This window comes from Streptomyces sp. NBC_01214, from assembly GCF_026340975.1.
In the GTDB taxonomy this organism is placed as follows: domain Bacteria; phylum Actinomycetota; class Actinomycetes; order Streptomycetales; family Streptomycetaceae; genus Streptomyces.
In genome coordinates this window covers 2,519,851-2,536,233 of the sequence record NZ_JAPEOS010000002.1, presented here as the reverse complement: position 1 = coordinate 2,536,233, position 16,383 = coordinate 2,519,851, and the positions used below count along the sequence as shown (strand labels likewise).

Annotated in this window: 12 protein-coding genes and 1 pseudogene; 8 read left to right on the top strand and 5 right to left on the bottom strand. The window is 69.3% G+C overall.

Annotated features, from left to right (window positions below):
- Window positions 1-174: 174 nt before the first annotated feature.
- Window positions 175-639, bottom strand: a complete 465-nt coding sequence (locus OG594_RS36085) for a hypothetical protein (RefSeq protein WP_266444522.1) — start codon at window positions 637-639, stop codon at window positions 175-177.
- A 122-nt stretch (window positions 640-761) separates the two neighbouring features.
- The gene (gene kdpF / locus OG594_RS36080) at window positions 762-851 is read right to left on the bottom strand and encodes a K(+)-transporting ATPase subunit F (RefSeq protein ID WP_252310259.1); all 90 of its coding nucleotides are present in this window, start codon (window positions 849-851) and stop codon (window positions 762-764) included.
- Window positions 852-1,272: 421 nt separating this feature from the next.
- Here kdpF and OG594_RS36075 point away from each other — a divergent pair.
- The 7 genes and pseudogenes from OG594_RS36075 to OG594_RS36045 form a co-directional block, all read left to right on the top strand.
- A pseudogene (locus tag OG594_RS36075) lies at window positions 1,273-2,304 on the top strand (HAD-IC family P-type ATPase); the annotation flags it as partial.
- Window positions 2,305-2,783: 479 nt separating this feature from the next.
- Window positions 2,784-3,254: a PGPGW domain-containing protein gene (locus OG594_RS36070; RefSeq protein WP_252310258.1), complete on the top strand. Its 471-nt coding sequence runs from the start codon at window positions 2,784-2,786 to the stop codon at window positions 3,252-3,254.
- 51 nt (window positions 3,255-3,305) lie between these two features.
- Complete coding sequence (locus OG594_RS36065) at window positions 3,306-3,830, top strand: ATP-binding protein (RefSeq protein WP_266444519.1); 525 nt, start codon at window positions 3,306-3,308, stop codon at window positions 3,828-3,830.
- A gap of 268 nt (window positions 3,831-4,098) precedes the next feature.
- Complete coding sequence (locus OG594_RS36060; RefSeq protein WP_252310256.1) at window positions 4,099-4,530, top strand: NfeD family protein; 432 nt, start codon at window positions 4,099-4,101, stop codon at window positions 4,528-4,530.
- Window positions 4,531-4,533: 3 nt separating this feature from the next.
- Entirely contained in the window at window positions 4,534-5,616 is a 1,083-nt protein-coding gene (locus OG594_RS36055; RefSeq protein WP_252310255.1) for an SPFH domain-containing protein, read from the top strand.
- A gap of 733 nt (window positions 5,617-6,349) precedes the next feature.
- On the top strand, window positions 6,350-6,670 hold the full coding sequence (locus tag OG594_RS36050) for a hypothetical protein (RefSeq protein ID WP_266353991.1): 321 nt from the start codon (window positions 6,350-6,352) through the stop codon (window positions 6,668-6,670).
- 59 nt (window positions 6,671-6,729) lie between these two features.
- Complete coding sequence (locus tag OG594_RS36045) at window positions 6,730-6,885, top strand: hypothetical protein (protein WP_266353990.1); 156 nt, start codon at window positions 6,730-6,732, stop codon at window positions 6,883-6,885.
- A gap of 418 nt (window positions 6,886-7,303) precedes the next feature.
- On the opposite strand, the gene nhaA is transcribed toward OG594_RS36045, so the two are convergent.
- Complete coding sequence (nhaA, locus tag OG594_RS36040; RefSeq protein WP_266606553.1) at window positions 7,304-8,602, bottom strand: Na+/H+ antiporter NhaA; 1,299 nt, start codon at window positions 8,600-8,602, stop codon at window positions 7,304-7,306.
- 250 nt (window positions 8,603-8,852) lie between these two features.
- A complete protein-coding gene (locus OG594_RS36035; protein WP_266606552.1) occupies window positions 8,853-10,394 on the bottom strand; it encodes a sodium:alanine symporter family protein in 1,542 nt (513 codons plus the stop codon).
- Between the two features lie 635 nt (window positions 10,395-11,029).
- Between OG594_RS36035 and OG594_RS47200 the strand changes: the two genes are divergently transcribed.
- Window positions 11,030-11,458, top strand: a complete 429-nt coding sequence (locus tag OG594_RS47200; RefSeq protein ID WP_323185393.1) for a potassium channel family protein — start codon at window positions 11,030-11,032, stop codon at window positions 11,456-11,458.
- 57 nt (window positions 11,459-11,515) lie between these two features.
- On the opposite strand, the gene OG594_RS36025 is transcribed toward OG594_RS47200, so the two are convergent.
- Complete coding sequence (locus OG594_RS36025) at window positions 11,516-16,372, bottom strand: DNA repair ATPase (RefSeq protein WP_266606551.1); 4,857 nt, start codon at window positions 16,370-16,372, stop codon at window positions 11,516-11,518.
- Window positions 16,373-16,383 lie beyond the last annotated feature (11 nt).

Sequence of the window (16,383 nt, the reverse complement as noted above, 5' to 3'; positions counted from 1 at the left end):
GCCACATCGGCCATCGTGAGCTCCTGGAGGAAGTGGAAGTAGGGAATCGGCCAGCTGGCCGATCCAGAGCTAACCGCATCCCGGAAGCATCGTTAAGGGGCCTTGACGGCTCCCATACGCCGGACGTGGCGCCTTTGACGGAATCCTTACGCGGCGCGGATACGCAAGCCCTGTTCAGCCCTCGCCGGGCAACGCCGTGTCGAGGGCGGAGCCGGTCAGGTCGGCGAGTGTCGCAGCCACCCGGCGCGCCTGGACCGAAGGCACCGAACCCGGCGTGGGGGCGAGCATGAACCGGCCGTAGTAGTGACCGTTGCCGCTGGCGCGCACTTCGGTCTCGCCCTCGGGCCGGGCGTTGCGTTCCAGATCCCAGGCGCGGCGGCCGACCGACACACTGCCGTCGTGCTCCAGCCGGGGGGCGGCCGAGCAGGGACCCGTATTCGAAGCGGCATCCCCGCAGCTCCAGCAGCTCAGTGAGATCGCCCCGGACGTGGTCCACCACGGCCTCGGGAGATCCGGCGCGCTGGGCGAAACAGCCGCGAGCTCCCCGGCGAGGCGGGTGCCACGGGTGACCACCAGGGCGGCGGCCACCAGCCGGATCAGTGCTTCGCTCGTCTCCGCCAGGCGGCTGCGGAAGGGCACGAGCGCGCGACCAGGAAGGGCAGGAGGAGCTCCCGTCAGTGCGACACGGTCACTCACAAGGTATCGGGGCACGGTCTCCACCCCAGCTCATCCGTCTCGGGACGACCACGAAGAGTGTCGACTCAGAACTTCTCCGGGTTGATCAGGGCTGCCACGAGGTAAGCGAGCAGGGAAACGGCCACGAGCAGCCCGACGACATTCTCCAGATCCATCTGCAATCCGTTCTCTCGGCCAGGCGGGGCGGATGCCCGCAATGCGACGATGCACCCGCGCCGGGTGGACCGCGCCCGTGCTGACGCTGTCTTGTCGGACTTCATACGGAAACCGTCCAGTACTCGCCGGCACCCCGTGACGCGCAGGAACCGGCACCTCCGCGAGCCGGCAAGGCCGGCGGATCCATACCTGTTGACGTGTCACTGACGGAGTCTTGACGGAAGTCACCGCACACCCGTCAAGACCTCGCCAATTGCCGACTCCGGATGCTCGGCATGGCCTCAACGAGCGGTAGGTTCCTGCCCGTTGTGCCGCCAGGGGACCCGCACGTCACGTGACGAGCCGGAGGGGCCCTATGGGACGGGTCCCCGGCGGTGCATCCCTCGTCCGGCCCAGCCGATCCCACCGATAGGTCTCTCCATGCCTCCCGCCGCCACCCGGCAGGTACCTCCCGTCCGGACCCCGTCGCAGGCCCCCGTCAACCGGCCACCCCGCAGACGCCCAGGGAGGCGGCCCCTGCTGGACTCCGTACAGCAGGCGGCTTCCTTCCAGGAAGCCCTGCGCAAGCTGCGTCCCCGTGAACTCGTCAGGAAGCCCGTCCTGTTCGTGGTGGCGGTGGGGTCCGCTCTGACCACCCTCTCGGCGCTGGTTCACCCGTCCGTTTTCACCTGGGTGATCAGTGTCTGGCTCTGGCTGACGGTGATCTTCGGCAACTTCGCCGAGGCCGTCGCCGAAGGGCGCGGCCGGGCTCAGGCCGAGTCGCTGCGCCGGGCGCGCACAGACACCGTCGCGCTGCGCCTACGTCACTGGACGTACGGCCTGAACCTCCGGCATGCCGAGACCGAGGCCGTCTCCCCGGCCGACCTCCAGCCGCTCGATGTGGTCCTGGTGGAGGCGGGGGAGCTGATCCCCGCCGACGGCGATGTGATCGACGGCGCCGCAGCGGTCGACGAGTCGGCCGTCACAGGCGAATCGGCCCCGGTGATCCGGGAGTCCGGCGGCGACCGATCAGGCGTGACGGGCGGTACGACCGTGCTCTCCGACTCGATCGTCGTACGGGTGACCTCGCGCCCCGGGCACAGCTTCATCGACCGCATGATCGCCCTCGTGGAGGGCGCCACCCGGCAAAAGACCCCGAACGAGATCGCGCTCAACATCCTGCTGTCGGCGCTCACCGTCGTCTTCATCCTGGTCGTCTTCGGACTCCAGCCCATGGCCGCACACGCGGGCGCCGCTCAGACCACCACCGTGTTGGTGGCCCTCCTCGTCACCCTGATCCCCACCACCATCGGCATCGCCGGCATGGACCGCCTCGTCCAGCGCAACGTCGTCGCGATGAGCGGGCGCGCGGTCGAGGCCGCCGGCGACGTCAACACCCTGCTGCTCGACAAGACCGGCACCATCACCCTCGGCAACCGGGAGGCGGCCTCCTTAGCGCCGCTCCCCGGGGTGGACCACCCGCCGAGCGGGCCCCGGGGGCGCTGCGTTGTCCCGTCTCACCGCTTGTCGCTATGGGAGTGATCCTCACGATCGCCGGGGCCGCCCTTTACACGACGCCTGGTGAGCGGCCGGAGATCGTCGCCGCCGGCGCACTCGTTCTGTCGGCCATCGCCGCTTGGTGGTGTGCCTCCCGCCAGGGGTGATCACGACCTGACATCGAAGCGTTCGTAGGCGGGTGCGGGGCAGACAACCCGGCCTCCGGTGGATACGGTGTAAGCAACGTGTCAAGAGCTGGCACGCGGTGTGCCGGGAAGTCTGGTCGGCGTCCCTAGGGCAGTGCGCCCTTCTCGCCGACGCCGAAAGCAAACCGCGATGCCCACCGCCCCACGTGGACACTTCCTCCCCCGACCGCCACTCCTCGGTGTCCCACCCCGGACCGGGCGCACCGCTCCCATGACCGAGACAGTCGGCGCGGACGGGTACCACATCTGATGGCCGATGGCGGCACCTCGCTGTTGGCACCGGTGATCGTCATCGCTGCCCTGGTCATCCGGACAGCGCTCACCGAGCTCCGGGATCCGGGCAGTGCCCGGCGGCAGTGGGCATTCGCCGTCAATGCCCGGGCCATGACGGCCGGCGCGACGGTCGCCTCAGCCATCATCTTGATCGGCGGTCAGCGCTTCGGCTGGGCGGCCGCCGCCTGGGCGCTTCTCGCCGGGGCACTCACCGCGTTCCTCACCGGCCGTGACGCTCCCGACCCCACATCCGCAACAGCGCGGAGCAAGGAGCATGCCGTGTCGGAACGGCAGATCGGAAAGGTATTGGCGGCCGTTGGCGCGCCTCTCACCCTGGCCGGAGTGGCGATGCACATCCTGCCCGGCCCCGGATTCCCCTTTCTCATCATCGGCCTGGCCCTGCTGATCACCGGCCTCGCCATGGCCGCCTCAGCCCGCCGCCGATAGCACCTTCACTGCTCTCTCCCCCACCCGACCGTCGACCGGAGCCTGCAAGCCATGACCTGGCAGTGGATCGGGCGAGGTGGCCGCCCGGCAGTAGACCGGCCCGACGTGGACGAGACGGCAGAGGGGACCGAACCGGACACCACGCCGCTCCCCCGCGCTCTGTCACTCTCTGCCGCGTTCGAGGGCAGTGAGCCGATTGCCGGGGCTCGGCTGCTTGCCCGCTCTTTCTTGACCGACGTGCAGAGAGTCCATGGCCTGCGGGTCTCGGACCGCTTTCTGGATCTGGTGGAGCTGGTCGTCAGCGAGCTGGTCACCAACACCCGCAAATACGCGCCCGGCCCCAGCCTGCTGACCCTCCAAGTCCGGAACGGCTGCGTGGATGTGACCGTCTGGGACAGCAACCCGGCCCTGCCGACGATCCTGACTCCAGACCCCACCCGCGTGGGACAGCACGGCCTCGAGATCGTCATGGCCTCCGCCCGGACCTTCCAGGTCCGCCGCGAACCCGTGGGCAAACGGATCACTGCCTCCCTCCCGCTCACCGACGATCCGGCCACGGATGCCGCAGGCGGCTGACGATGAGAGATCGCGGCCTTTCCGATCGGGGCCGACGGAAGCGCACGCCTGCGTAGGAGGCTGCCCTCCTCGAAGGCGTGGACCTCGTCAAGGCTTCAGTCCTCAGCTACGGCGTCACGGAGCGGCCGCCGCCCAAGCCCCGGGCGAGGTTCAGGAAGCGGGTCAGGATCGTGCGGACTGCGCGGCCGGTTCCCGACAGAATTCATGGGTAAAATCTCACAAAAGGTATCAATGGTCGCTCTCCTTCGCTTACGAGGAGGCGTGAGGCATGGATTCCTGGCTGATCTGGCTGATTGCCGCTCTGGCCTTGGGCGCAGTCGAGATCATCACGCTCACTGCCGCGCTCGGGTTGCTGGGGGGTGCAGCGCTGGTCACAGCCGTGTTCGCCGCCGCCGGCTTGCCCCTTCCCTGGCAGTTTCTGGTGTTCGCGGTCGTGTCGACGGTCGGCTTGGTCTTCGTCCGCCCGGTCGCGCTTCGCCGCCTGTCTTCCTCGCCGGACGGGCGCTTCGGCGTGGACGCCCTGATCGGCGGGGCCGCCTACGTGACATCAGAGGTGTCGAAGTGGGGTGGCAGAGTCCGTATCGGCGGTGAGGAATGGACGGCGCGCGCCTACGACGAGACGCTGGTGATCCCTCCCGGCACGACCGTCGATGTCATCGAGATCAAGGGCACCACCGCGCTCGTCTATCCCCGGGAGTGAGCCATGGAGATCTCCGCGTTCCTCATAGCCGGCCTGCTCGTCGCGGTCCTCGCGGTCTTCACCGTGGTGCGGGCGGTCCGGATCGTCCCCCAGGCCCGCGCCCGCAACGTCGAGCGGCTCGGACGCTACCACCGGACCCTGAAGCCCGGGCTCAACGTCGTCATCCCCTACATCGACCGCGTCTACCCGGTGATCGACCTGCGCGAGCAGGTCGTCTCCTTCAAACCCCAACCGGTCATCACCGAAGACAACCTGGTGGTCGAGATCGACACCGTCCTCTACTTCCAGGTCACCGACCCGCGCGCCGCCGCCTACGAGATCAACAACTTCCTCCAGGCGGTGGAACAGCTGACCGTCACCACCCTGCGCAACGTCGTCGGCTCCATGGACCTGGAAAAGACCCTGACCTCGCGCGACACCATCAACAACCAGCTCCGCGGTGTCCTCGACGAGGCCACCGGCAAGTGGGGGCTGAGGGTCAACCGGGTGGAGATCAAGGCCATCGACCCGCCGCAGTCCATCAAGGACGCGATGGAGAAGCAGATGCGGGCCGAGCGGGACAAGCGGGCCGCCATCCTCGGGGCCGAGGGTCAGCGCCAGTCCCAGATCCTCACCGCGGAAGGCGACAAGCAGTCCGCCGTCCTACGCGCCGAAGGCAACCGGACCGCCGAGATCCTCAAGGCCGAGGGGCAGTCGCGAGCCATCGACGAGGTGTTCCAGGCCGTCCACCGCAACGACCCCGACCCCAAGCTGCTCGCCTACCAGTACCTCCAGGCGCTCCCCCAGATCGCGCAGGCACCGGGCAGCACGCTCTGGGTGATACCCGGGGAGGTCACCTCCGCCCTCCAGAACGTCACCCGCGCCTTCAACGAGGTCCTCCCCCAGTCCACCGCCACCCGCGAGGCGTCCTCGGACGATCTCGCCGTCCAGGCGGCGAACGACGCGGCGAAAGCGGCGGAAGCCGCTGCCGAGGCCCTCGCCGACGCCGCAGAGGCCGACAGCGAAGCCGCCAGTGCACTCGCAACACGTCGCAAGGCCGGTGGACGCGGCGACGAGGCAGCACCGCCGCCCGGTCCGCCGAACTGACACCACTTCACGTCGATCACGACGGGACCCGCCCGAAATGCGCCGCCTCCGGTCTCATGCACGGGAGATGTACGAACACAACCGCTCGAACAACTCGGCGGCCTCGTCGACGTGTCCTCCACCGGGTGACTCCTCCAACAGGTAGCGGCATGGCGGGCCGTTGCCCGTTCAGGCGATCAGCAATCACACGCGTGGTCGCGGGCATGCGTGGGTGGCCGGCCGGCAGAGCCCTGCTCAGGGGAAGGACCGGCAGCGAGGCCTTCAGGGGCCCTTCCCGGCGACATGTGCGCAGCGGGAGCGCCCGGCAGGATCCCCCCTGTGCGCCGGCCAGTGATCACGTCCCTGGCCCGGCACCTCGTCCCGACCACCACGGTTCTCGGCGCCCCCTTGCCGACCTGGCTGAGGACCAGCGCCTACGGAGCCAGTCGCCGCTTTCCCCGAGACCGGTCAGCAGAGCGGCGCTGACCGCACATGCCGAGAGGGAGGCGAGTTGGTCGGCAATCAAGCTGATGCCCCAGATGAGCACGGTGACCATGGCCCACCAAGCCGTGAGTGAGTTCCAAGACCGCCGCCCAGACTTCCTGGCACTCCACCGGCTGCTTCACGTATCCCTTACGTCGTCGTCTTGACGGGGCTCTGACGGCAGTTCGGACTGCCATACATTGCCGGAACCCGGCATGAATGCGTCACTTATCGGCCGTCTATCGTGGGCATACGCATCAGAGAGGTGTCCATGAACGGAAATCCGCTGTACCACGGCATCGCGCTGGCGGTAGGCACACTGCTCGTGCTCCCCCTGGCGCTGGCAGTGCTCAGCGGCTGGACGCCGCGCGGGCTCCGGGGGCGGCGGCTGGCCGTTCGTCCCTACGCATGGGCCCTCCTCTGCCTCTATGCCGTGATGCCGCTGAACGCCGTCCCGCGCATGATCGACGCACCCTCGGGCGTCGTCATGGCCTGCACGGGTCTGGGCTTCGGTTTCGTGGTGGCGGCCGCAGCGTGCTTCCTGCGCGCCGAACGGACCTCCCGCAGCGTGAACTCGCGGGCGAAGAGTTGACCGCGATGCCTGGAGGCAGGCTCCTTGGGTGGGTGCGACGCAACCTCACGGAACGCCGTATGGCGGTCGTCCTCGTGATCGTCGGCGTTCCTGTGACGCTGGCCGGCGCCTTGCTGTACGCCCTGCCGGGCCCCGGTTTTCCGGTACTGGTCATTGGCCTCGCCACGCTCATCACGGGCCTGGTCATGCTGGGCTCACGGGCCGGCCACGGCTGAGCCGACAGGAAGACACCCTCGGCGCTCCTGCCAGTCCGCGCCGACCGTGGGGAACGGTGCCCGCTCGCGCGCGGTGTGCTGCCGTTCAACGTCGGGCGGCAGCCGAAAGTGTCTGACGACAACGGTCGTGCGGGAGTCAGTCCGAAGGTGGGCGTCCGCCGCTGGTGTACGCGACCAAGGTCCCCGCCAGCTACGCCCAGGGCAGCGGCCGGCGACCCGGCCGACCGCCAGCTGGCCAGGGCGAGAACACATGCCACCATCGCCCCGGCCGCCCACGCACGCGGATCCCACAGAAATCGCCGCTCTCGACGCCCGGCCCCGGGTTCTCGCAGCTCGGTGACCGCTGTCCTGATCACGAGGGCGGCGATGACGATCGCCGGCCCCAGGAGTGCTGCGCCCGCCTGCACTCTCCTTCGCGTCAGCCGTTGGAGCCGGGCGTGAGGGTGCGCCGGTAGATGTCGGGTATCCCGTCGGCGTCGGCGTCGAGGGTCTCCTCCTCGTACAGACTCCGGTAGATCTTGTTCCTGCGCCGGAGCAGGACGGCGGCGAGCACGGCCGCGGTGAGGGAGGCGATCAGGACGGCGGCCTTGACGTGCTCACCGACCTCTTGGCCGGGGAAGGCCAGTTCGCCGATGAGGAGGGCGACGGTGAAGCCGATCCCGGCCAGGACGGAGAGGCCGAGGACGTCGGCCCATGCGAGGTCGGGGTTGAGCTCCGCCTTGGTGAAGCGGGCGGCGAGGTAGGTGCCGAGGAAGATGCCGAGGACCTTGCCGACGACGAGGCCGATGAAGACGCCGAGGGGCTCGGGGCTGGTGAACACTTCGGCCAGCGCGGGTCCGGAGATGCTGACGCCGGCGGCGAAGAGGGCGAAGAGCGGCACCGCGACGCCTGCCGAGAACGGGTGCACCAGGTGCGATACGCGGGCCCCCGGGGAGATTTCCTCGCCCTTGTCGCGGGTCGTCCGCAGGATGAGCCCCATGGCGACGCCCGCGACGGTGGCGTGGATGCCGCTGTTGTACATCAGGGCCCAGATCGCGATACCGAGCGGTACGTAAAACCACCAGCCGCGGACCCGGAGCCGCTGGAGCAGGTAGAAGACTCCCAGGCCTGCGAAGGCTCCGCCCAGCGCCCAGAAGTTCAGGTCGCTGGTGAAGAAGATCGCGATGATGAGGATGGCGCCGAGGTCGTCGACGACGGCCAGGGTGAGCAGGAAGGCGCGCAGGGCGGAGGGGAGGTGGGTGGAGATGACGGCGAGGACAGCGAGTGCGAAAGCGATGTCGGTGGCCATCGGCACGGCCCAGCCGTCGAGGCTGCCGCCCCCCAGACCGGCGGTGAGTGCGTACAGGGCGGCGGGCACGATCATGCCGCATGCGGCGGCGACGACCGGGAGGGCCGCCGTGGCGGGGGTACGTAGCTCGCCGACGACGAGTTCGCGCTTGAGTTCGATGCCGGCGACGAGGAAGAAGACCGCCAGGAGCCCGTCGGCGGTCCAGTGCCCGACCGACAGTTCCAGCCCGAGGGCGGGTATCCCGAAGTGGAAGTCACGTATCGCCTCGTACCCCCCGCTCCACGGGCTGTTGGCCCAGACCAGGGCCACGACTGCTGCCGCCAGCAGGACGAGGCCACCGATCGTTTCGGTGCGCAGGGCGGAGGCGATGGCCTGGCGTTCGGGCCACGGCATGAGTCCGAAGACGATGCGCGGGCGCGGGTCGATCATTGGGGTGGCCTTCCGGGGCGTCGGCTGGAAATGGGCACACGGCCCCTACATCGCCGACCAGACTTCCCGGCACACCGCGCGTCACCGGCAGCTCGGCTGCCCCATTGACGCGTTCTTTACACCCTATGGGAGATGCCCGGATACCACCAGAGGGGTTCTCACCTGCTGAAACGCAGATGAGTGGGCTCGTACACACCAAGGCGCGAGGTATGTACGAGCCCACTCAGGAGCCGGGCCGCCGGGGGGACGGTCAGACGGTGGTCTTCACCGGCTCCTGGTCTTCGTCCTCGTCGGCTTCGGTGTCCAGGCCGGCGTCGCGGCGGCGGACGAAGTCGAGGAAGGTGTTGAGTTCCCGCTTGACCACGGGGGCCAGCAGGTACAGGCCGATGATGTTGATGACCGCGAGCATGAACAGCACCGCGTCGGCCATGTCGATCAGGGTCTGCAGGGTAAGCAGCGAACCGGCGACCGCGAACAACGTGTAGAAGACCTTGAAGGTCAGCTCGCTGGTCCTGCTGCGGCCGAAGAGGTGCGTCCAGGCCTTCATGCAGTAGTAGCCCCAGGTCAGCACCGTGGAGATGGCGAACAGCATCACCGCGATGGTGAGGATGTACGGGAACCAGGGCAGGACCGTGCCGAAGGCGTCCGAGGTGATCGTCACGCCGCCGACGCCTTCGCCCTTGCGGGCCTCGCCCCAGCTGGCCGGGTTGGCGATGACGATCGTCAGGGCGGTCATGGTGCAGATGACGACCGTGTCGATGAACGGCTCCAGCAGCGCGACCAGGCCCTCGCTGGCGGGGTGCTTGGTCTTGACCGCGGAGTGCGCGATCGGCGCGGAGCCGAGACCGGCCTCGTTGGAGAACGCGGCCCGCTTGAAACCGATGATCAGCGCACCGAGGACACCACCGGCGACACCCTCGGGGTTGAAGGCACCCTCGATGATCGTGGAGATCGCGGACGGTACGGCGGAGACGTTGACGAGGATGACCACGATGCAGGCGACGATGTAGATGCCGGCCATCGCGGGAACGAGCTTGCTGGTGACGGAGGCGATGGAGCGGATGCCGCCGAGGAGCACGATGCCGACGATCGCGGCGATCAGGATGCCGAAGAACAGGGCGCCGGCCGAGGAGCCCATCATGCCGCTCTCGCCGCCGGTGACGGAGACCAGCTGCGCGTAGGACTGGTTGACCTGGAAGAGGTTGCCGCCGAAGAGACCGAAGAACAGGATCATCGCGGAGGCGAGGACCGCCAGGACCTTGCCGAGGGTCTTGCCGCGGGCGCCGAAGCGCTCGGCCAGGCCCTTGGGCAGGTAGTGCATCGGGCCGCCGGAGACGGAGCCGTCGGCGTGCACCTCGCGGTACTTCACGCCGAGGGTGACCTCGACGAACTTCGTCGCCATGCCCAGCAGGCCGCAGAGGATCATCCAGAAGGTGGCGCCCGGGCCACCGATGGAGACGGCCACCGCCACACCCGCGATGTTGCCGAGGCCGACGGTGCCGGAGACGGCCGCGGTCAGCGCCTGGAAGTGGTTGACCTCACCGGCCGACCCCTTCTCGTCGTACTTGCCGCGCACCACGTTCACCGCCAGGCGGAACTTGCGTATCTGCACCAGCCCGAACCAGCCCGAGAAGACCAGGCCGGCCACCACGAGCCAGGCGACGATCAGTGGAAGCTGGGTTCCTCCGACGGGGACGGAGTAGAAGACGATGTCTCCGAGCCACTTGGCGATGGGCTCGAAGAATCCGCTGACGGCTTCGTCTACGGAGGTGGTGATGGTGTCGAGTGACATCAGGCTTTACCTCGATGGCGCAGAACCGGCGCAGTGCGGTGCGACGGTGTGAGTGCGGGCGGGCATGGAGCGAACGCCGTTGTCCGATCGGCGACCCTGGGCGTCTCGATCCGCGGACTCGGACCGTGACCTCCCTGGCCGTGCAGAGCCGGTGCATGCCGGCACTCCGCGATCCGGCGAGGGGTGGTACCGAAAGCGGAGTTGCGCATTCTTAGCACGCTCTTTATGGATTCTTTAGTGACGTGGATCACTCACCAGGGCCCGCGCCCTGGAAACCCAAGGGCTGGTGATGCGATCGTTATCCGGATTTGAGGTTCCACTGAGCGAACGAGCCTGCCTGATCTGCTGCGGTTCGGACCGATAGGTCATTGGGTGAGAGGGCCGCGGCGGGCGAAAGGAGTGTCAGGTGAATGGGATGGTCGACATCGCGGGGCGGCCCTGGTGCTGTTCGTCCTGCGGGATGTCTTCCACACGCTGCTGCATCCGACGAACCACGGCGGTCCGAGCAGGCTGGTCATGACGGGGCTGTGGCGGCTGTCCGCTTCGGTGGCCTCACGCCGTCGTGCGTCCTGACTGGCCGGCCCGATCGCGATGGTCGCTGTCGTAGCGGTGTGGGCGCTGGCCGTGGTCATGGGATGGGCACTGATCTACTGGCCGCACATGCCGCAGGCGTTCACCTACACCGCCGGGCTCTGGTCCCCGCCGAGCACTCGTCGTTCACGGACGCCCTCTACATCTCCTTGGTCAACATCTCGGCGCTCGGCCTCGGTGACATCGCGCCCACCGAGGGATGGCTGCGGATCCTCGCCCCACTGGAAGCCTTCGTCGGCTTCTCCCTGCTGACCGCAACGGTTTCCTGGACACTCGGCATCTACCCGGCGCCGGCCAGCCGCCGGGCGCCGGCACTCAGGCTGTCCCACCTCTCGCGCACGCATCTCACGGCGGAGCAGATCGACACGGACGCGCCCGACGTCATGCTGTCCGCCGCCGTGCTCCGCACCGCGCTGGAGGACCTCGCCGTCATCCTCGACCAGCGCTTCCTCCACACCCAGGGCAGGCTGTAGCAGGTCTTCGTCGCCTTCGCAGACGATCACGGACGCCACTCCGATGCCTGAGGCGACTCACTCCTCGCGGGCCGCATGCCTGCCGTTCGGGCGGATGGGCAGGTGGCGGGAGTCGGTGGCGCGAGTGATGGCATTCTCCACGGCGGCTACCCGGTCGGCGAGCAGGCCGAGTGCGGCCACCGCCCGGCTCAGGGGGTCGTCGCCGGAGCCGCCGAGAGCCTGCGAGCGGACATACGAGGCGGTGATCTCGGCCCAGCGGGTCGCCTGGCCATGGGTGAGGGCACCCCGGAGGGCGGCGAGCTTGAGGAGGTTGGCCTCGGCTCCGGTGGTGAGGGTTTGGGCCTCCGATGTGTAGTGGTCGTCGATCAGCGCGGTCAGTTCGGCGTCGTTCATTGCAGGTGAAATGCGAGCCGCGATCTTGTTCATGTTGCGGTAGGAGCCTTGGAGTCGGAAGGGCGGCTCGGTGCGGCTCGCGTCGGTCTGGGCCGCGGAGGCGATGTAGGCGTCGTTGACCGCGAGGACCGTCTGCCGGGCGGTGAGCAGGTGGCGCAGGACGGCGAGGATCCGGTCCAGTTCGGCCGACGGGTAGGGGTGGGTGAGCCGGTCGCGTCGGGCAGTGGGGTCGTCGTCGGCGAGGCGTACGAGCAGATCCAGGTCGGCGCGGTCTCGGGCGGCGAGTGGGGCGAGGACCGGGTTGGAGGTGAGGGCGTTCTCGACGAAGCTGAGGGCGAAGGCGTCCTCCTTGCCGGTCAGAACGTCCCCGAGGTTCCAGACGTCTGCGCGGTTCGCGAGCATGTCGGGGATGCGGAAGCGTTGCCCCGACTCGGTGTACGGGTTGCCGGCCATGCAGACGGCGAACCGCTTGCCGCGCAGGTCGTGCCCGTTCAGGGTGCGGGTCGCGTCGCACAGCGGGATGAACTTCTGGAGCAGCTCGGGCGAGGTGTGCTGGATGTCGTCCAGGTAGAGCAGCACGTTGTTCCCGGCGGTGAGCGCGAAGGCGATCTTCTCCAGTTCGCGGCGGGCGGCGGCATCCGGGGCCTCGGCCGGGTCGAGGGAGGTCGTGTGGTGGCCGAGGGCCGGTCCGTCCACCTTGACCAGGAGCAGCCCGAGGCGCTCGGCTACGTACTCCAGGAGCGTGGTCTTGCCGTAGCCGGGCGGGGAGACGAGCAGGAGCAGGCCGCTGCTGTCGGTGCGCTTGGCGTCCCCGGCCGCGCCCAGCTGCTTGGCGAGGCTGTCGCCGATGAGGGGGAGGTAGACCTCGTCGACGAGGCGGTTGCGGACGAAGGAGGACATGACCCGGGGCCGGTACGCGTCGACGCGCATCTGGGTGCGCATCGACGCGAGGAGGGTGCTGCGGCGCTGCTGGTAGGTACGGAAGCCCGGGACGGCCTCGGCCGCGAAGTCAGTGGTACGGGAGAGGAATTCGTCCAGCCTCAGGTTCAGGGAGCGCCCGGTGATCTGCGGATGGGTGCCGAGCAGGCCGGTGACGGTTGCCGTGGTCTCGCCGGTGACGTCGTAGCGCTCCAGGGAGGGGCACAGTTCGACGGCCGCGGCCTCGGCGATGTCGCCTGCGTCGATGTCCTCGCCGCAGGCCGCCGCGTAGGAGGTGAGCCAGCCCTCGACGAGGTGCCGGCGTACGGCCGGGTCGGGGAGTGCGGCCAGGTCCTGCTCGTACGGCGATGCCCCTACGCTGCGGTGGAACTTCTCGAGGAGGATGCGGGCCGAGGCGGACACCGCGAATCCGGCGGGACCGGAAACCAACTCCTCGAAGAGGTATTCGGCAGCGCGGCCGACATCGGCCTCCTCGGTGAACCGGGTTACCTCGGAGGTGAGTTCGGCCAGCAGTCCGTCGATGGCGGGGGTGAGCCCGAAAGTCTCGCGAGCCCTGGCCAGGGACACCGCGCGACGGGCGAAGTGGTCACGGAAACCCTCCGTCGTGCCGTGGGCCCAGAACAGAGCGGCCGCCGCGCGCTCGCGCGGAGGGTAGCGCAGCAGTCCGGCGCTCTCGCGCAGCCTCAGCAGCACGGTGAGGATCGCGGTGGCGTCGTGGTCGTGGACGCCCCTCTCGTAGCCCTCGTCGTACGCGGCTTCGGCGGCCTGCCGTACGAGCGTGGGCAGGTCAGCGGCGGCGAGGGCATCGGCGCCGTGCTCGGCCAGCAGCCGCGCGGCCAGGTGCTCCGCCCGGTACACCCGGGGTGACTCGGACGGCAGCAGCCGACCCCAGTAGGGCCGGGTGGCGGCGAACTCCGGGTCGGTGACCGGGTGGCGGTAGTCGGTGCCGTTCAGGGCGAAGGCCAGGCCGTCCTGGTGCGGTACGAGGGTCAGCTCGGGGGCCTGGCGGGTGACGGCGAAGCTGTGGCGGCCCAGGCGGATCGTGTCGCCGCCGTCCGTGAACAGGTCGCCGCGGTCGCGCAGGGCACGTCCGGCCTCCTGGCGGGCGGCCAGCAGGCGGCCCGCCAGTTCCTCCGCCCTGACCGAATCGCCGAGCTGCCGCAGTTCGTCGGCGGTGCGGCGGACCTTGGCCGCCATCGGGTCCGAGGCGAAGTATGTGTTGATCTCGTCGAGGTTCTCCAGCCCCGATGCCCGGCGGGTGACCGTCTCCAGAACCCGGCGCGCGGACTCGGAGAGGGCTTCGGCGCGCCGGGCGCGGGCGTCCCGGAGGGTCTGCTGGCGCGAGGAGAACGCGTCGTGGATCTCGGTCCGCTTCTCGGTGATCTCGGCGAGGAATCCGTCGTGCTCGGCGAAGCGCGACTCCAGGTTCTCCAGTTGGAGGAGCAGTCGGGCGAGCTGGGCCTCGCAATCCTCGGGCGTGGCGGCGGCGGCCAGAGCGCCGGTGACGGCCTGGCCCAGGAGCGCGAACTCGGCTGCGAACTCGGCCCGCCCTTCGCGGTCGAGGAGTTCTCGGCGGCGGGCGCCGAGCGTGGCGCGGGCCCGGTTCACGGACCCGAGGACCTCGGCGATCCGCTCCAGGATGGTGGTGCGTACGGTCGCGTCACCGATGTCCAGGCCCGCGACGACCTCGACGAGGGTCTGGAGGCCGAAGGTCCGCTCCTCCAGCCGCTCCTCGACGGGGACGGCCTCGGCGACGGTGGTGATGCCCTCGGCGTCGGTGGTGAGCTGTTCGGCCTCGGCGTGATGGGCGGTGAAGGCGTTCTCGCGGTGCAGGAAGGCGACGGCACGCTGGGCCGTGGAGGTGATGTCGCCCTCCACGTTGGCGGCCAGGGCCTCGATGCCGTCGGTGTCCGCGTACCGCATCTCCTTGAGGGTGATCAAACGACCCTGTGCCCGGCGCAGTTCGGTGATGCGGTCGATCCACTCCTCGGCGGTGGCCGGGGCCTCGCCGCGGATACGGCGGATCAGCCGGGCGATCGACTGAGCGGATTCGGCGAGGGCGTCGGCAGCTTGCCGGGTGAGGACCTGGACGCTCTCGAATTCCTCCAGTACGTGTGCGGTGGTGGACCGGACCTCTTCGAGGGGGCCGCGCAGGTCCCCGGTCTCGGCGTCGCCGAGCCAGGGGAACCGGTCGGCGGCCCGGACGCAGGCGGCGAGCAGCGTCTCGTACACCGCCCCGGAGTGCGTGGCTTCGGTCTCTGTGGCTTGGCGTGCGATGGAAAGGCAGTCGGCGATGCCCCGCACCAGGTCGGCGTTGCCGATGCGGGCGAGCGGGCCGTTTCCGGAGGATGAGGCGTAGGTGTCGGAGGTGTAGGGGGTGTGCCAGATCTGCACGGAGTGCATACGGGCGGGCTCGGCGACGCCGGCGCGCAGGACGACGAGAGCGCCGTCGTCGAACAGGGCATGGCCGTGGCAGGAGATGGGGGCGGCGACCTCCTTGCGGATGAGGTTGTAGGAGAGCAGCAGGCCGCGTCCTTCTGCGCGGGCGTGGAAGGTGAAGAGGACGTCCTCGCCGTTGGGAGCGCACACGGCCTTCTCGAATTCCAGGTCCGTCGTGTCCGTGTCGAAGGTCTTCACGGTGCCCGACGCGAGGCAGTAGCCGCCGGGGAAGACGATGCCCTCGTCGTCCGGCAGCCGGCGGCAGGACTGGCCGATGCCGTCGAGGCGGACAACGGTGTTCGTGACGGTGTTGAAGACCAAGTGACGGCTGGTCTGCTCCTTGTAGGGGCGGATCCGCAGCAGGATCAGCGAGCCCACGGTGGCGTAGGCGATCTCGGCATCGGCGAGGGACTGCAGCGGCTCGTCGACCGGCTCGCGGTGGATGCCCTCGCCGGTCTCGGTGTCGTCGACGGTCTTGACGGTGAGCGCCCCGCCGACAGTCGAGACGAAGAGCCGCCCCCCGATGGAGGTGTGAGGGTGGCGGCCCAGAACGTGGTCGTCCCGGGTGGTCTCCCGCCACTCGACGTCGTGAGCGGGCGGGAAGACGTGGTCGCGCTCGCCCTGGGCATCCAGGAACCGTGCCTCGCCGGACGGGGTGAGGGACCAGCGCAGGACGCGGATGTCCTCGGCCTGCTCTCCGGTCTGGAAGACGGCCAGCAGCTTGCCGTCGACGTGGCGGAGCTGGAGCAGGCGCGCGGCCTGGTAGTAACGGTGCAGCGCCCCGAACTCCCGGATGAAGCCCGGGTCGTCGAGGAGGCCGGGCGCGGCACCCTCGGGGAGCGGGCTCAGGTCGCGGTCGTACAGGGCGAGCACGTCCCCGACGGACATCTCCCGCCCCTGGCTGGGGGCGCCGTTGAAGCCGAAGAGCAGCACGTCCCCGATGGCGGCGATGTCGCGGGGTACACGACGGTGCTCGGTGCGGATGCGCTCGGAGCCCGAAAGCGTGAGCCCGGCTCCGCCGAACTCGGCGATCCTGACGGTGTTGAGGGCCTCCGCGCGCCGGGCCAGCTCGCCGGCCTGCGCCGCCAGCCGGTCGCGCAGCACCTCGGACGTACGGGCGTCCATCGCCGTGGCCGTGGTCATGTGTTCCAGCT